Here is a 15,493-nt window from a genome sequence, read left to right on the forward strand (position 1 = left end):
GACACGCGCTTGTCGACGTTTGCCACGGGGTAGTCGGCGTCGATTCGTGAGCATATGACCGTTGGCACAACGAGATTCGCGCCCGGCGAGCCGATCGGCACTCGCGCTGCGACGCATCTATGCGTATATTCATGCGTATGATTACTGGTGGGGAGAAGTTGCAGGGTTTCGGTCCATTGGTCGCGCCGGAGCCAGGGCTCGGTCGGCACTACACGGTCGACGGTCGCAGTCTGTTCTTGGAACGCTCGGGTAGCGGCGGACCGGCGGTGGTTTTCCTGCCGGGCGCGGGCGGAGTCGGCTTGGACTGGTTGAACATTCACCGCCGGGTGGCGCAGTGGACGACGTCGGTGCTGTACGACCGGGGCGGTACCGGATGGAGCGACCGGCTCGAATTACCGAGAACCGCAACGGAAGTCGCGACCGAGTTACGAGATCTGCTGCGAGTGGCTGGAATTCCCGGACCCTATGTGCTGGTAGGGCATTCGCTCGGCGGCGTCTACGTTCGCCGATTCGGGCAGCTGTTTCCGGACGAGGTGGCCGGTGTGCTCGCGGCCGATGTAGTGGGCGAGGAGTGGGACGCCCACATGCCGGAAAAGCTGAGGATCCGTCCGGCGCCCGTTCCCGGCCCGCTGCAACTACGGCTGCAGGGGCTGTTCATCCGGCTGCTGCTCCGAAAGCAGCTCGCCGACTGGCCCATTCGAATAAGACGAGCGCTGCTCGCCGGGCACGCGAGCCTCGAATGGAATCTGATCGCCGCCCGCGAGCGCGCCGACATGACCACGGTGATCGACGAAATACGCTGCGGTGCAGATGCTCCCGATGTGCCGACCATCGTGCTCGCCGCACTCGGCACGGATCCCGGCATGCGGTTGTACTACGGGCGATCGGGTCTGCGCGAGCTCACCGAGGCGAAACAGCGGGTCTATCAGGCCATGGCCGATTCGGTACCCCGAGGCGAGTACCGGGCGGTCACCCACGCCAGCCACGGCACCTTGCAGACCGACGCCGCGGACGAGATCGTGCAGGCCATTCGAGACCTGCTCGATCGTGCCGCCCGCTGACGGCTGCTAGGCGGGTGGGAACAGTTCCGGATGCGCGATTTGGGGCCAATCGCAGCGATCGGTCCTTACGTCCCAAAGGAATCCGCCGTCGCAGTTCTTCAAGTAGGCGACGCCGTCGCGGCCGCAGCGCCAGTACTCGTTGAAACGCTCGCCGGGGGCGTAGCGCTGGCCGGGATCGGTGCAGCCCGCCTCCGCGTTCGGTTTTGTTGTCTCCCACGGAATCGGCGGTTCCGCGTAGGCGATTGCGGGCGCGGCTAGGAAGCCTGCGGCGAGCAGGCCCGCCGTTATGGTGCGTTTCATTGCCTTGTCCTGACTGTATGTGCCCGGGGCACAGGGTGTTTCGTTACCGCTGCGGCGGCCAGGGTGCGTTCTGGCCGGTCGGCTGCGGCTGAGAATAGCCGTTCTGCGGCATATTCTGGGCGTGGGCCTGAGCGAGCAGGTTCGGCACGTCCTGGGAGGGCACCCTGGACTGGACTCCGCAAAAAGTGCACTGCAGTTCATGTTTGGTGCTCACGGGGAACAGCGGAATGAAGAACAGCGTGAACTTGGTGACTAATTCGCGCAGCGCGTGCGCGGACGGGTTGCGGCAGTTGCCGCAGACGAAAGTGATCATGGCCAAGGTGCGTACGTAGCGCCGCCAGCCCCAGATGAGCATGGAACCCCCAGTAATGGAATGTTGCGGTGCAGACCTTACCCGTTCACCGGTTCCGCGGTGGTATTCCGGTGCGTCAAGGCGCACAGCAGTAGCACCGCGACCACGAGCAGCGCGCCGACACAGAGGGTGAGCCCGAGCCAACCACCTGCGGCGAAGGCGAGTCCGGTCGAGCCGCCGACGAGGGCGCTGCCGAGGTAGTAGGCGAAGAGATAGAGCGAGGAGGCGGCCCCCCGATTCTCCGCGAGCCTGCCGACCCATGCACTCGCCACCGTGTGCGCGGCGAAAAAGCCCGCGGTGTAGAGCAATACACCGATGAGCAGGGTTACCAGCCGATCCGGGATGGTCAGCGAGATCCCCACGGCCATCGTGACGATAGATGCGGTGAGCACCCGGGGCGGCCCGTGCCGGTCCGCGAGATGGCCTGCGGCGGTGGAGGTGACGGTGCCCGCGAGATAGAACACGAAGATCGAACCGGCGATGCCCGAGGACAATTCGAACGGGGGGCGGGTCAGCCGGTAGCCGAGGAAGTTGTAGACCGAGACGAAGCCGCCCATCAGCACGAAGGCGAGCCCGAACAGCGCGAGCAGTCCGGGGTGTCGCAGCTGACCAACGAGATCCGTTGCCACCGTTCGTAATCCGGCCGGTCGCGGCACGAAGCCGCGGGACGGCGGCAGATCTCGGATGAACCAGATCGTGCATGTCGCCGCGGCGACGGCGATCGCCGCCTCGGCCCAGCGCCACGACGCGACCTCGAGGGTGAGCGCCGGGATCAATCGTCCGGCGAGTCCGCCGATGGTGTTGCCCGCGATGTAGACGCCCATCGCCGCCCCCAATCCCGCGGCGCCGATCTCCTCGGCGAGATAGGCCATCGCCACCGCGGGTACGCCCGCCAGCGCGATCCCCTGCAACGCGCGCACCGCGAGCAAAACCTGTAGCGACGGGCAGAACGGCAGCAATAGCCCGAGGACGGTCGCCGTGATCGATGACCAGATCATCACCCGGGTCCGGCCGATCCGGGAGGCCAGCGCGCTCACCGGGATGATGGCCAGCGCCAGGCATCCGGTGGTGAGCGAGACCGCGAGCGCCGATTGGGCGGGTGTGGCCCCGAACGCCGCGGAGAAGCTCGGCAGCAGCGCCTGGGCGCTGTACATCGACGCGAACGTGGTCAGCCCTGCCGCGAAAAGCGCTCTGATGATTCGCTTTTCATGGGTGGGCCGGTCGATCCGGCGTTTCGAGACGTGTGCATCGCCGATGGTCGAAACGCGTTGATCCGGGGACATAGCTCAAGGCTGAACGCTGGCCGTTAGCCATGGAAATGAATAAACTTGGCCAAAATAATGCACCATACGCATATAGCGAGGAGGGACCGTGCTTGGCGAGGATCTGGAGTGGTTCACGACACTCGCCGAACTGGAGCGGGTGAGCGCGGCGGCGCAGCGGCTGCACATCGCGCAGCCGACGCTGTCGCGAATGCTGGGCAGGCTGGAACGCAGGCTCGGCGCCGAACTGTTCGACCGGCACGGAAAACGCATCGCGCTCAACGACTTCGGCCGGATCTACTACGAGCACGCGCGGCGGGCCCGCGCCGAACTCCGGGCCGGCGAGCAGGCCATCGCCGACCGGCTTAGCCCCGCGAAAGGCATTGTGCGCCTGTCGTTCCCGCATTCGTTCGGACATATGCTGGTGCCGCAGTTGATCTCCGGATTCCGCCGGACCTCCGGCCGGGTCACCTTCGAGCTGTGGCAGGGCGGCGCCGAGATCTGCGCGCAGCAGGTGCTCGATGGGGAAGCCGACCTCGGCATCGTCTCACCGCGCCCCGGACTCGCCGGTATCGGCTGGCGCAGCCTGCTGCATCAACCGCTGGTGCTCGCGGTGCCGAACGAACACCGGCTCGCCGGGCGCAGGCAGGTGCGGATGGCCGACCTCGCCGACGCCGAATTCATCACCATGCATCCGCGCTACGGCATGCGCCGCATCTTCGACGACCTGTGCGCCGCCGCGGATATCCGGCCGCGCATCGCCTTCGAATCCAGCGATCTGATGACCGTCGCCGGTCTCGTCGCGGCCGGACTCGGTATCGCGCTGCTGCCGCTCGGCGACCCGATGCCGCCGGGCCTGACCACGGTCGCGCTGGCCGACGCGGGCGGATTCCGCGATATCGGGCTGATCTGGTCGGCCACCGCGACACCGTCGGACGCGGTGCGCCGCTTCCGGGATTTCGCGGTCGACTGGGCCAAAAACCGCCGCGACGAACGCGCGCTGCGGCCGTGAACCGCTCCGCGCCGCTGCCAAACCGCTGCCTCATGCGGTATCGCCAAGCGCGGAACGCGGTAGCGTCCGTCCCGGAATACCGTGCGAATCCGGGGCATTTAGTACTGGAGGGGTTGGGTGGGTCACCGTAAGGGAACACCCTCGTTACGCCATCGACCGGTAGCCGCTTATTCACTGGGCGGTGTCGGTGGGCGGCGTTAAACTTTCACCAAGAAACAGCTGTCGAGACCGGAAAGCAGGCCATAGCCCCTTTTGAGAACACAAGGCGAGATCGGCGACCCGACCACCCCCACTGCAGGTATCGGTACTGGTGACAATGGTTCGGGCCCAGCAGCACGCACCGTGCGCTCCAGCATCGAACTCGCTCCCGAATCCGTGTTCCCGTTTCTCGGTTCGGCTGACCAGAATCTGCGTGAACTGGAGCAGTTGTTGGATGCGGATATCCATGTCCGCGGCAACGCGGTCACACTCACCGGCAAGGCGGCCGATGTCGCCTTGGCGGAGCGTGTGATCGAACAGCTCGTCGCGCTGACCGGTCGCAACCGAGTGGTGACACCGGAGGCGGTGCGGCATACCGTTTCGATGCTCACCGAGGGCACCTCGGAATCACCTGCGGAAGTGCTCAGCCTGGACATTCTGTCCCGGCGCGGCAAGACCATCCGGCCCAAGACGCTGAATCAGAAGCGCTACGTCGACGCGATCGACGCCAACACCATCGTGTTCGGCATCGGCCCGGCCGGTACCGGCAAGACGTACCTGGCCATGGCGAAGGCCGTGCAGGCGCTGCAGACCAAGCAGGTCAACCGGATCATCCTCACCCGTCCCGCGGTGGAGGCGGGCGAGCGGCTCGGCTTCCTACCCGGCACGCTCAACGAGAAGATCGACCCGTACCTACGTCCGCTGTACGACGCACTGCACGACATGATGGATCCGGAGGCCATTCCGAAGCTGATGGCCGCGGGCGTCATCGAGGTGGCGCCGCTGGCCTATATGCGCGGTCGCACGCTGAACGATTCCTTCATCATCCTGGACGAGGCGCAGAACACCACGGCCGAGCAGATGAAGATGTTCCTCACCCGGCTCGGTTTCGGCTCCAAGATCGTGGTCACCGGTGACGTCACCCAGGTCGATCTGCCCACGGGAGCCCGTTCGGGCCTGCGTGCGGCGTCGGAGATCCTCACCGAGATCGACGATATCCACTTCGCGCAGCTCACCAGCAGCGATGTGGTGCGGCACCGGCTGGTCTCGGAGATCGTCGACGCATACGACCGATTCGAGTCCGAAACCCGGCCGCCGGTCGGCGCGCACTATCCGGGCAACCGGGCGCAGCGCCGCGCCGCGAGCCGGGGAGACCGCAGGTAAGTGCGGTCGCCTACGCTGTTCGGGTGAGTATCGAGATCGCCAACGAGTCGGGTATCGATGTACCCGAAGAGGATCTGGTCAGCGTCGCACGCTTCGTGATCGGCCGGATGGACGTGCACCCGGCCGCCGAGCTGTCGATGGTGCTCGTCGATCTCGACACCATGGCCGACCTGCACATGCGCTGGATGGACCTGCCCGGCCCGACCGATGTCATGTCGTTCCCGATGGACGAGCTGGAGCCGGGCGGCAGGCCCGACAGCGCCGAACCGGGGCCGTCCATGCTCGGCGATATCGTGCTCTGTCCCGAATTCGCCGCGGGCCAGGCGCGCAAGGCCGGCCACTCGCTGCAGCACGAACTAGCGCTGCTCACCGTGCACGGCGTCCTCCATCTGCTCGGCTACGACCACGCCGAGCCCGAGGAGGAAAAGGAGATGTTCGCGCTGCAGGCCCGGCTGCTCGACGAGTGGTACGAGAGCCTGCGCGAGGCGGCGCTGCGGGCCGAACTCGCCGAACGCGACGCCCGCCTGCTCGGCAAGACCGGCTTCACCAGTCCGGGTGAAGCGCCCGCGTGAATGCGTTCACCCTGATCCTGCTGGCGATCGTGCTGGTGCCCGTCGGTGGCGCGTTCGCGGGCATCGATTCGGCGCTGAACACCATCTCGCCCGCACGGGTGGACGACCTGGTGCGCGCCGATCGCGGCGGCGCGGTGCGGTTGAGCCGGATCATCGCCGACCGGCCGCGCTACGTGAATCTCATGGTGCTGCTGCGCATTCTGTGCGAGATCACCGCGACGGTGCTGTTGGCGGCCGGGCTCATCACCGTGATGGAGGACGACTGGGCGCTGCTCATCACGGCTTTGGTGATGGTGGTCGTCGACTACGTCGTAATCGGGGTCGGGCCAAGGACTTTGGGACGCCAGCATGCGTATTCGATCGCGCTGGGCGCGGCGCTGCCGCTGCAGTTCATCGGCGCGCTGCTCGGGCCGGTCTCGCGGCTGCTGATCCTGCTGGGTAACGCGATCACCCCGGGTAAGGGTTTTCGCAACGGCCCCTTCGCTTCCGAGATCGAACTGCGCGAAGTCGTCGATATGGCGGGCGAGCGCGGGGTGGTGGACGCCGAGGAGCGACGGATGATCCAGTCCGTCTTCGAATTGGGCGACACCCCGGCGCGCGCGGTGATGGTGCCGCGCACCGAGATGGTGTGGATCGAGGCGGACAAGACTGCCGCACAGGCGATGTCGCTCGCGGTGCGCAGCGGTCACTCGCGGATTCCGGTGATCGGCGAGAACGTGGACGATATTCTCGGCGTCGTGTATCTGAAAGACCTTGTGCCGCACGCCGATCGTGCGCGCAAGGTGCAGGTGCGGCAGGTGATGCGCCCCGCCGTCTTCGTGCCCGACTCCAAACCCCTGGACAGCCTCCTCGACGAAATGCAAAGGCGGCGTAACCATATGGCGCTGCTGGTGGACGAATACGGTGGTATCGCCGGACTGGTCACCATCGAGGACGTGCTGGAGGAGATAGTCGGGGAGATCGCCGACGAGTACGACATCGACGAAACCCCACCCATACAGGACCTCGGCGGCGGACGCTATCGGGTGTCGGCCCGGCTGCCGGTGGAGGATCTCGGCGAACTGTACGGCCTGGAGATCGAAGAAGAGGATGTCGACACCGTCGGCGGGCTGCTCGCCCACGAACTCGGCCGGGTGCCGCTGCCCGGCTCGAAAGTCGTTGTGCACGGGCTGGTTCTGCGGGGCGAGGGTGAGGCCGACGCGCGTGGACGGATGCGGGTGAACACGGTGGTTGTGAAGCGGGCGCCGGAGCGATCCGAGGCGCCCGCCGAGTCCGATGTCAACGGCAGTGGTCGAAAAAGCAACGGCAGCAAGCGAAAACGCGACGAGGATGGAGAAACCGATGACTGAGTTGGATGCCGAGGATACCAAGTTGGTGACGCTGGCCCGCGGTGCGCTCGGCCGCACCGGCGGTGCGAGCGGCGCGGCGATCCGCGATACCGACGGCCGCACCTACGCGGCGGGCGAAGTCTGCCTCGGCGCGCTGCGGCTGACCGCGCTGCAGGCGGCGGTGGCGGCCGCGATCTCCAGTGGCGCAGAGGGTTTCGAGGCGGCCGTGGTGGTCGCCGGACGGCTGTCCGACCCGGGGATCACCGCGGTGCGCGAGGTGTCCACCGGTGCCCGGATCGTATTCACCGACAAGGCCGGTGCGGTGTTCGACATCGTCGACGATACCGTCGATTCGGTGGTGCAGGATGGCTGAGGCCAGCGAATTCCGTTCGGGCTTCGTATGTTTCGTCGGCCGGCCGAATACCGGCAAGTCGACGCTGACCAATGCGCTCGTCGGTGCCAAGATCGCGATCACCTCGTCGCGGCCGCAGACCACCAGGCACACCATCCGCGGCATCGTGCACCGGGAGCACGCCCAGCTCATCCTGGTCGACACTCCGGGCCTGCACCGGCCGCGGACCCTGCTCGGTCAGCGGCTGAACGACCTTGTGCGCGATACGTATTCGGAGGTCGACGTGATCGCCCTCTGCATTCCGGCCGACGAGAAGATCGGGCCCGGCGACCGCTGGATCGTGCAGCAGGTCAAGCAGATGGCGCCCAAGACCACGCTGATCGGCGTCGTCACCAAGATCGACAAGGTGAGCCGCGATCAGATCGCCCAGCAGCTGATCGCCACCTCCGAACTGCTCGGCCCGGAGGCCGAGGTGGTGCCGGTGTCGGCGGTGCGCGGCGAACAGGTCGAGGTACTCGTCGACGTCATCGCCGCGAAAATGCCTGAGGGCCCGGCCTTCTACCCCGACGGTGAGCTAACCGACGAGCCGGAGGAAACCCTCATGGCCGAGCTCATCCGCGAGGCCGCGCTGGAAGGCGTGCGCGACGAGCTACCGCATTCGCTCGCCGTGGTCATCGAAGAGGTGCTGCCGCGCGAGGAAAACGAAGACATGCTCGACGTGCACGCCCTGCTGTACGTTGAACGTCCGAGTCAGAAGGCGATCATTATCGGTAAGGGTGGGGCGCGGTTGAAAGAGGTTGGTACCAATGCCCGCAAACAGATCGAGCACATCCTTGGTGTGCGGATTTACCTACATCTGCATGTGAAGGTGGCCAAGGACTGGCAGCGCGACCCGAAACAGTTGGGCAAACTGGGCTTCTGAGGCGACTATTTTGGACCGGCTGGTTGTGCTGTCCGAAAGTGTCGTACGACACCAGCCGGTGCCCGCCTCAGTATCGCTGCGTTGATACCTCGTGCCATTCGACGTTGCTGCTGGACGGGGTCCCTGATTCGCCTGCGTGGGATCTGACAAAGCGGACGGTCAACGGTCGGAGCTGTTCCGGGCGGCGAAAAGTTGACAGATCGATCGGCTGGCCGTTTGGCCCGGAGCAGGCGATCAGTTCGAGCGACTTCAATGTCGGCACTTTGGCGAGAACCTCTAGGTCTTCTGGGAGGGAGACGTCACCGAGTACAAGCGTCTCCAGCTCGGGTAGCAGCGCGAGTGTAGTGGTGAGGCATTCGGTGAGGTCGCAGTAGGCCAGATTGACCTGTCTGAGCCGGGTTCCCCGGGTTATCGTGGCCAGAGAGGCAGGCGCATTTTCGCCGGTGAGTTCCAGAAACTCGAGCCGATGCTCGGATAAGTAACCGAGATTGTAGTTCGAGAAAATACAATCGAGCGTCAGGCTCAGGAGGTTGTCTGGAATCGAAAGCTGGTGGAACGTATAGCGCCATCCTCCAAGTATCAGTTCGCGAAGGTCTGTCAAGCTCGCTATAGAGTTCAGATTTTCGATCGCCGCTAGAGAATTACCGGGTGCGAGGGTGAGGCGTCGTAGGTGCATACCGAGTTGGGACTTCGCAAGATAGTCGATACCATTGTTGCCGGTCAGGTTCAGCAACTCCAATTTGTTCAGCGCAGTAACTTCATCCAATGCCAAGCTGTGTAAGTTCGTCGGATACAGCACGCTGAGCTGGCGGAGATTCGGCAACCGCGCTGCGGGCGTCCACTGTGTCGGATGGTCGAGCGGTAATGTGATACCAGGCTTGTCCGGCAACTGGGCAAGGATTTTTTCGGCGTACTCTGTCGGATCGAAATATCGCCAACCATTTATCAGTGCGAGTTGAACGCGCATCTTCGGGTTCTGTGTATATCCTGCAAGCAGCTGAATTGCTTTTGTCCCGCCCACGAGAACAGCGGTTTCGACTATCTCAATGGCCGAGTCGGTTTTGATGTCATCGAGGTTTTTCGGCAACTTTCGCAGGATTGGTTCACCGATCGCGGCCAAGGCGGTCGGGTCGTCGGCACTGCGAGGCGGCAATAGTGCGTCGATCGCCTCGTCCAGGAGGGCGGCGAGATCGTCTGGTACCGACTCCATTGTCTCCAGGCACGACGCGGCCAACAGACGCAGGCGACGCGTATAACGGCGTTCGCGCTGTGCGCGTTCGAGAATCCCGGTGATCAGCTCGGTTCGTTGGGTGCGGTTGGCATGTCCCGCGGACATGATGATCGTTTCGCGCCACAGGTCCAGATGCGCGCGCCCGACGAGATTGCCGATGCGGTCCTCGGCGGTGGCTTCGGCCGCCGCAAGATATTCTTGAAAGCTTCGGTGCGCGAAGTCAATTCGTTCCTCGGCCGGTGAACGCAGCACGCCTGAACGCACGATGAGGTATTCGAGGACCTGTGCGGGCTCGACCTCGAGGTGGCGCATCGAGCCGATTTTCGCGGTGACGTATTCCAGCGCCTTCACGCTATTGAGTTCACTGCGGTTGTTGTCAGACAATCGCCATGCCAGATCCCGCAGCACACTGACCTTTTCGGTGAGGCTCAGCGGGACGCCGTGTGCGCTCGGGATATGCCGGTCCGCGTCGCGCCGCTGTACCAGAAGTTCGATTGCCATCTGGTACAGCTCCATTCGATTTCGCGGCAGTTGCCGGAACCGACTCAGGTTCAGCGAGCACAACATGGCGGCCAACAAGGGATTCGATGCGAGCGCGTGCAGGTGTGGTCGATCGCGAATGCTGGCCGTCAGCGCGCGCTCATAATCGGGCAATTCGTCGAGGCCACAGGGAAGGCTCTGTTCACCGGCAGCGACGGCTTGATGCCATTGCCGCACAAACGAATCCAGGTCGGCTTGCGTCATCCGCTCGAGCGAAACGGGTAGGAATTCTTCGCGTTCGAGCCAGTCTTGCCGAGCGGCGGCGGGGCGAGACGTCACGACGACTCGTATCTGTGGATACATATGCAGGAGGGCACGAAGCCAATCGCGGACCTTCCGGCGATCCCTCGGCAGCAGTTCGTCCACGCCGTCGACGAGCAGCAGTACCTGTCCGGTCGACAGCTGGCGCTCTACCCAGGCCCGCGGCATCAGGCCGGTCAGGATTCCGGCCGAATCATCGAGGAGTTCATGAGGTTTGGGCAAGGGTCGGTCGCCGTAGCCGCGCAGCCTGACCAGCATCGGAACGAGGCCGTTCCACGATGCGAGGTCGCCGCTGAAGTTACCGCGCGCCGCGGTGACGGCCAACCAGCGAAGCAGCGTCGTCTTACCCGAACCTGCCTCACCACGCAGTAGAACCCGATGCTTGCGACTCAGTGCCGACTCGACACGCATGCCGCTGGGCTCGTCCTCGGAAGTGGCGAGCATTGCGCGCCTGCTGCGGGCGCGGATGTAGAGCCTGCCGCGCCGCAAGGATTTCCGCGTGACTCGCCCGGTGGCCGTATCGGTGACTACCCGTAAACTGATATAGGCCATCGAAAGCTTTGTGCGCAGCGGTTTTTCGGTTGCGAAACTGAACAGCTCCACCTCGTCCAGCGTGCCGCTGATGAACTCCAGATACCGGTGGCGAAAGTCCGAATCGTTGTCCGTGCCTTCCGGCGCATCGAGCGACCGCCTCGGCAACTGCTCGAGTACCCGGCTCAGCTCCGTGCCGAGTTCGCTGACGCGGCCGAGGAGTTCGGTCATTGCCCTTTCGGTGAATACCGGCAGGTGCCGGACGATTCGGACGTAGCAGTCCGCGGATTCGGCCAGAAGCTGTTCATACAGAACGGTTCCCGCTTCGCTCAGCCCTACCGGTTGCGGCACGGATTCCCGGATCTGCCGCGCCAACCTCGCCGGGTCGGCGTCGGCTGCGAAGATCGCGGTGTCGGAGAGGTCGGCTCGATAGAAGGTGTCCGCTATTGCCAGCGCGATCGCCTCTCGCTCACTCTCGTCAAGGCCGCGGAACTCGTGTGCCAGCATCGGTTCGAGTCGTTCGGCGACCTTGTCCGCGATCTGGCCGAACTGGCGTTGCACGCTGCGCTGGGCGCGCAGGCCCGGAATGCGATTACGGATCAGGTCGTCCATCTCCAGGTGGACGTATTGGTCGCGCTGTCGCGCGCCCATCCAAAGGTTTGCGGCGCGACTGACAAGCGCGGTACCGATCCGAAGAGCGATGACTTCGGCGCTCATTTCCCCCCAATCCGGCTGGACTGTGCAATCGAGTTCGTTGCGCGTCGATGATGCCACCCAACCGGCGAGTGTTTCGGTCTATCCGGGTTTCGACTCCAAAGCGCGATAGCCGCTCGGCATTCGGATTCCGACGGCCGTGTCTCGCGTGCCCTGCTCATCATCCAGCGAGCGCGGGAATCCGGACACTCGCGCGGCTTGTGGTTCTGATTCCGACGGCCGTGTCTCGCGTGCCCTGCTCATCACCCAGAGAGCGCCAGAATCTCAACGCTCGCGTGGTTTGTGGTTCTGACTCGAATCGCCGGGCGTTGTGAGTTCTGGGTGCCCATGTTCGCCGGGAAGACATGCGCTATGCACCGAGCGCGACCCGAAACAGCTGGGTAAGCCATCCCTTTGGCCGTGTGGCCGTGTGGCCGCGTGACCGCGTGATCACGTGACCGTGCGATCGCACTGCGGTGGCGGGCTGACGCGGGCGGCTTGTAATGGTTTCTAGCCAATGTGTTTCGTCGCGGTCGAGCGCAGGAGGGAGACACTTGTCGTTACCGACGGCATTACCTCTGCCGGGCATCGAATCGTGACTCAGTGCGTGACGATCTACCTCGGTGGCGATGGCAAAGAGCTGTACGACAATTGCTGGAAGACCGCGCCGATCTAGCTTCTCACCACCACTTTTCCGGCCGCTGCCGGTCCCAGCGCAGATCCGATTCCAATTGGGACGCAACGGATATCAGTAGGGGTTCGGTGGCGGCGGTGCCCATCAGTTGGGCTCCGACGGGCAGGCCGGATTCGGTGAATCCGGTGGGGATGTTGATGCTGGGCCAGCCCAACACATTCCACGGCCAGGTGTAGGGGCAGGCGGCGGTGATGAGGTTGTCGGTGGCCATGGGGCCTATGCCGTCGATGGCGTCGGCGCGCGGTGGTGGCGTCGCGGTGGTGGGCGCCAGGACCAGGTCGTAGTCGTGGAAGAAGGATCCGATGCGGTGGCGCAGTAGCGGTTCGGCGCGGCGGGCGGCGAAAAGGGCTGGGCCGTCCAGTATTCGGCCGATGCGGGCGTTGGCTGCGGTGCGCGGGTCGACGGTGGCGTGCGGAATTCGCCGGTGCCAGGCGTGGATTCCCGCCATCGAGCGCGGCAGGAAGGATGCGCCGACGAGTATGCCGTAGTGCAGGTCGGCGACGGTCACCGAATGTCCGGCGCGGCGCAGGGCCGCCGCGATGCGTTCGACACCGGCCGCCACCTCGGGATCGAGCCGGGTTCTGGTGGCGGTGAACGGGATTCGCAGCGAGAGGGCGATGCGCAGCCGGCCGGGGTCGCGGCCGAGTGCGTCGACGGCGGTGATCGGGTCGGGTGTGTGCCGGTCGCCGGGGTGTGGCCCGGCGGCGGCGTCGAGCAGCAGCGCGGCGTCGGCGACGGTGCGGGCCAGCGGTCCGTTGACGGTGAGCCCGTAGAACGCCTCCGGCTCCGGCCAGGTGGAGATGCGGCCGCGCTGCGGTTTGATGCCGACGAGGTTGGTCCACGCGGATGGGATGCGCACCGAGCCCGCGCCGTCGGAACCCAGTGCGGCGGGCACCAATCCGGCCGAGACCGCGGCAGCGGACCCGCCCGACGAACCGCCGGGCGTGTGGTCGCGATGCCACGGATTGCGGGTGTGGCCGAAGGCGGCGCCGCTGGTGAACGGCCACTGGCCGAGTTCGCAGGTGTTGGTCTTGCCGACGATCACCGCACCGGCGGCGCGCAGCCGCCGAACCGCCTCGGCGTCTTCGGTTTTCGGCGGGAAGTCGCCGCCGCAACCGAAAGCCGTTGGCGTACCGGACAAATCGGTGTCGTCCTTGATCGCGATCGGCACGCCGAGCAGGGGAAGCCGCTCGCCTGCGGCCAAGCGTCGATCGGCCTCCCGCGCCTCGGCCAGGGCCTGCTCCCGGCGCACGATGCGGAAGGCGTTGAGTGCGGGCTGGGCGGCATCGATCCGGTCGAGCGCGTCGGTGACCGCATCGCTGGAGGTGCGCGCGCCCGTCGCGATCGCGGCCGCCAGCTCGGTGAGTCCGAGTTCGGGCCGCGCCTGCTGCGGTGTATCGCTCGATGCAGTCATATCCGCTCCGTCTCGTGCGTGGGTTGGGTCACCGTAACGCCGATCTGGTCAATCGTCCATATCCGTTCACGGCACTATAGACATACATACAGAATGTATGTAAAAGTGAGGTCGAACCAGCAAGGGAGGAAATATGGCAACCAGCACGGCACTCGGCCCCGCACACGAAATCGACCTGCCCGGTGGACGGATCCGCTATCACGAGACGGGTGAGGGAGCTCCGGTCGTCTTCGCACACGGACTGATCGTGAACGCGGACCTGTGGCGCAAGGTGGTACCGGTCGTGGCCGCGGCCGGATATCGCTGCATCACACCGGATTGGCCGCTCGGCTCGCATTCGATACCGATGCCGCACGCGGACCTGACCCCGCCCGGCGTCGCGGATCTCATGGCGGCCTTCCTGGAAAAGCTCGACCTGAACGATGTCACCTGGGTGGCGAACGACACCGGCGGCGCGTTAACTCAGATATTGCTCACCCGGAATCCGGACCGCATCGGACGCGTGGTGCTCGCCTCCGTCGACTCCTATGACAGCTTCTTTCCCGGAGGGCTGAAAGCCCTTACGCTGCTTGCCAAGATCCCGGGTTCGATGCGCCCGATGACCGAGTTGCTGCGGATACGGGCACTGCACTCGCTATCGATCTCCTTCGGTATGGCGGCCAAATACCCGATGCCGCCCGAGGTGATCGACTCCTACCTGCTGCCGAGCCGCAACTCCGGCGCGATCCGAAAAGACCTGCGGCGCTTCGTGAAATCGGTGAAAAGCAGCTACACGCTGGATGCGGCGAAGCGGTTCGGCGCGGTTCGGCAGCCGGTGCTGCTCGCCTGGGCCGCGCAGGACCGGTTCTTCCCGGTGTCCTACGCCGAACGGCTGGCCGCGGATCTGCCGAACGCGACCCTGCGCCTGATCGACGATTCCTACACCTTCCTGCCCGAAGACCAGCCCGAGTTGCTTGCCGAGGCGATCCTGGAGTTCACTCGGCTGCATGCCACGCCGTAGCCAGGAGGATCGATCCCGCGCGACCAGGGCCGCATTGGAACAGGCGGGCCGCAGGTTGTTCGCCGAACGCGGCTTCGCGGGTACCTCGGCCGAGGAATTGGTGACCGAGGCCGGGGTCACCCGCGGCGCGCTGCATCACCACTACGGCGACAAGCGCGGACTGTTCGTCGCCGTGCTCGAACACGTGGAGATGGAGATCGTCGAAGAGGTCCGAAGCGCTATCGACACAACCGATCCCGACGATCTGATGGCGGGGATGGCCGTCGGGCTGGCCACCTTCCTGGAGATCTGCCAGCGGCCCGACGTGCTACGCATCGTGCTCACCGACGCGCCTGCGGTCCTCGGCTGGCAGGCCTGGCGCGAATTCGAGAACCAACACGGACTCGGCCTGATCGCAGACGAATTGGAGCGAGCGCGCGCCGCCGGACTCATCGGCGACGCGCCCACCCAGGTGCTCGCCCAGATCCTGATGAGCGCGATTTCCGAGGCGAGCCTGATCGTCGCACACGCCGACGACAAGGACGCGGCCCGCGCCCAAGCTCAGCAATCCTTACTGCTGCTCATCTCCGGCATGGTCCGGACGTCCTGAAACCCTCACGATAGCTT

14 protein-coding genes are annotated in these 15,493 nt (G+C 65.2%); 9 read left to right on the plus strand and 5 right to left on the minus strand.

The genetic code is table 11. The annotated features are described in order from the left end of the window. Nucleotides 1-137: 137 nt before the first annotated feature. The gene (locus LGY53_RS14220) at nucleotides 138-1,061 is read left to right on the plus strand and encodes an alpha/beta fold hydrolase (protein WP_225727142.1); all 924 of its coding nucleotides are present in this window, start codon (nucleotides 138-140) and stop codon (nucleotides 1,059-1,061) included. A gap of 6 nt (nucleotides 1,062-1,067) precedes the next feature. Here the strand turns inward: LGY53_RS14220 and LGY53_RS14225 are convergent, their stop codons facing one another. The 3 genes from LGY53_RS14225 to LGY53_RS14235 are packed head-to-tail and all read right to left on the minus strand — an operon-like array spanning nucleotide 1,068 to nucleotide 2,996. Continuing rightward, nucleotides 1,068-1,361, minus strand: coding sequence for a carbohydrate-binding module family 14 protein (locus tag LGY53_RS14225; RefSeq protein WP_167473361.1), 294 nt, complete (start codon nucleotides 1,359-1,361; stop codon nucleotides 1,068-1,070). A 43-nt stretch (nucleotides 1,362-1,404) separates the two neighbouring features. Next, a complete protein-coding gene (locus LGY53_RS14230) occupies nucleotides 1,405-1,716 on the minus strand; it encodes a zinc ribbon domain-containing protein (RefSeq protein WP_225727143.1) in 312 nt (103 codons plus the stop codon). A gap of 35 nt (nucleotides 1,717-1,751) precedes the next feature. After that, nucleotides 1,752-2,996 carry an MFS transporter gene (locus LGY53_RS14235; RefSeq protein ID WP_225727144.1) on the minus strand — a complete coding sequence of 415 codons (1,245 nt, stop codon included), beginning with the start codon at nucleotides 2,994-2,996 and terminating at the stop codon, nucleotides 1,752-1,754. Nucleotides 2,997-3,084: 88 nt separating this feature from the next. Here LGY53_RS14235 and LGY53_RS14240 point away from each other — a divergent pair, with 88 nt between their 5' ends. From LGY53_RS14240 to era, 6 genes are all read left to right on the plus strand, one after another. Continuing rightward, nucleotides 3,085-3,987 (plus strand): LysR family transcriptional regulator, encoded by a 903-nt coding sequence (locus LGY53_RS14240; protein ID WP_225727145.1) that lies wholly within the window; start codon nucleotides 3,085-3,087, stop codon nucleotides 3,985-3,987. A gap of 300 nt (nucleotides 3,988-4,287) precedes the next feature. Further along, entirely contained in the window at nucleotides 4,288-5,349 is a 1,062-nt protein-coding gene (locus LGY53_RS14245; protein ID WP_167479146.1) for a PhoH family protein, read from the plus strand. A 23-nt stretch (nucleotides 5,350-5,372) separates the two neighbouring features. After that, nucleotides 5,373-5,921 (plus strand): rRNA maturation RNase YbeY, encoded by a 549-nt coding sequence (gene ybeY, locus LGY53_RS14250; RefSeq protein ID WP_167473365.1) that lies wholly within the window; start codon nucleotides 5,373-5,375, stop codon nucleotides 5,919-5,921. Beyond that, entirely contained in the window at nucleotides 5,918-7,270 is a 1,353-nt protein-coding gene (locus LGY53_RS14255; protein ID WP_225727146.1) for a hemolysin family protein, read from the plus strand. Before ybeY ends, LGY53_RS14255 begins: the two co-directional genes overlap by 4 nt. After that, nucleotides 7,263-7,622, plus strand: coding sequence for a cytidine deaminase (locus LGY53_RS14260; RefSeq protein ID WP_225727147.1), 360 nt, complete (start codon nucleotides 7,263-7,265; stop codon nucleotides 7,620-7,622). The genes LGY53_RS14255 and LGY53_RS14260 overlap by 8 nt, the downstream gene beginning before the upstream one ends. Then, nucleotides 7,615-8,523 (plus strand): GTPase Era, encoded by a 909-nt coding sequence (gene era / locus LGY53_RS14265; RefSeq protein ID WP_167473368.1) that lies wholly within the window; start codon nucleotides 7,615-7,617, stop codon nucleotides 8,521-8,523. Before LGY53_RS14260 ends, era begins: the two co-directional genes overlap by 8 nt. A gap of 67 nt (nucleotides 8,524-8,590) precedes the next feature. Here the strand turns inward: era and LGY53_RS14270 are convergent, their stop codons facing one another. Together LGY53_RS14270 and LGY53_RS14275 are read right to left on the minus strand one after the other, a co-directional pair. Then, nucleotides 8,591-11,803, minus strand: a complete 3,213-nt coding sequence (locus tag LGY53_RS14270) for an NACHT domain-containing NTPase (RefSeq protein WP_225727148.1) — start codon at nucleotides 11,801-11,803, stop codon at nucleotides 8,591-8,593. 656 nt (nucleotides 11,804-12,459) lie between these two features. Continuing rightward, nucleotides 12,460-13,887 (minus strand): amidase, encoded by a 1,428-nt coding sequence (locus tag LGY53_RS14275; RefSeq protein WP_225727149.1) that lies wholly within the window; start codon nucleotides 13,885-13,887, stop codon nucleotides 12,460-12,462. 133 nt (nucleotides 13,888-14,020) lie between these two features. On the opposite strand from LGY53_RS14275, the gene LGY53_RS14280 reads away from it, so the two are divergent. Both LGY53_RS14280 and LGY53_RS14285 read left to right on the plus strand, forming a co-directional pair. Then, nucleotides 14,021-14,887: an alpha/beta fold hydrolase gene (locus LGY53_RS14280; protein WP_225727150.1), complete on the plus strand. Its 867-nt coding sequence runs from the start codon at nucleotides 14,021-14,023 to the stop codon at nucleotides 14,885-14,887. Continuing rightward, on the plus strand, nucleotides 14,874-15,476 hold the full coding sequence (locus tag LGY53_RS14285; protein ID WP_225727151.1) for a TetR/AcrR family transcriptional regulator: 603 nt from the start codon (nucleotides 14,874-14,876) through the stop codon (nucleotides 15,474-15,476). Before LGY53_RS14280 ends, LGY53_RS14285 begins: the two co-directional genes overlap by 14 nt. The last annotated feature ends 17 nt before the right edge of the window (nucleotides 15,477-15,493 follow it).

This window comes from Nocardia sp. JCM 34519.1, from assembly GCF_020361265.1.
Lineage (GTDB): Bacteria > Actinomycetota > Actinomycetes > Mycobacteriales > Mycobacteriaceae > Nocardia > Nocardia arthritidis_A.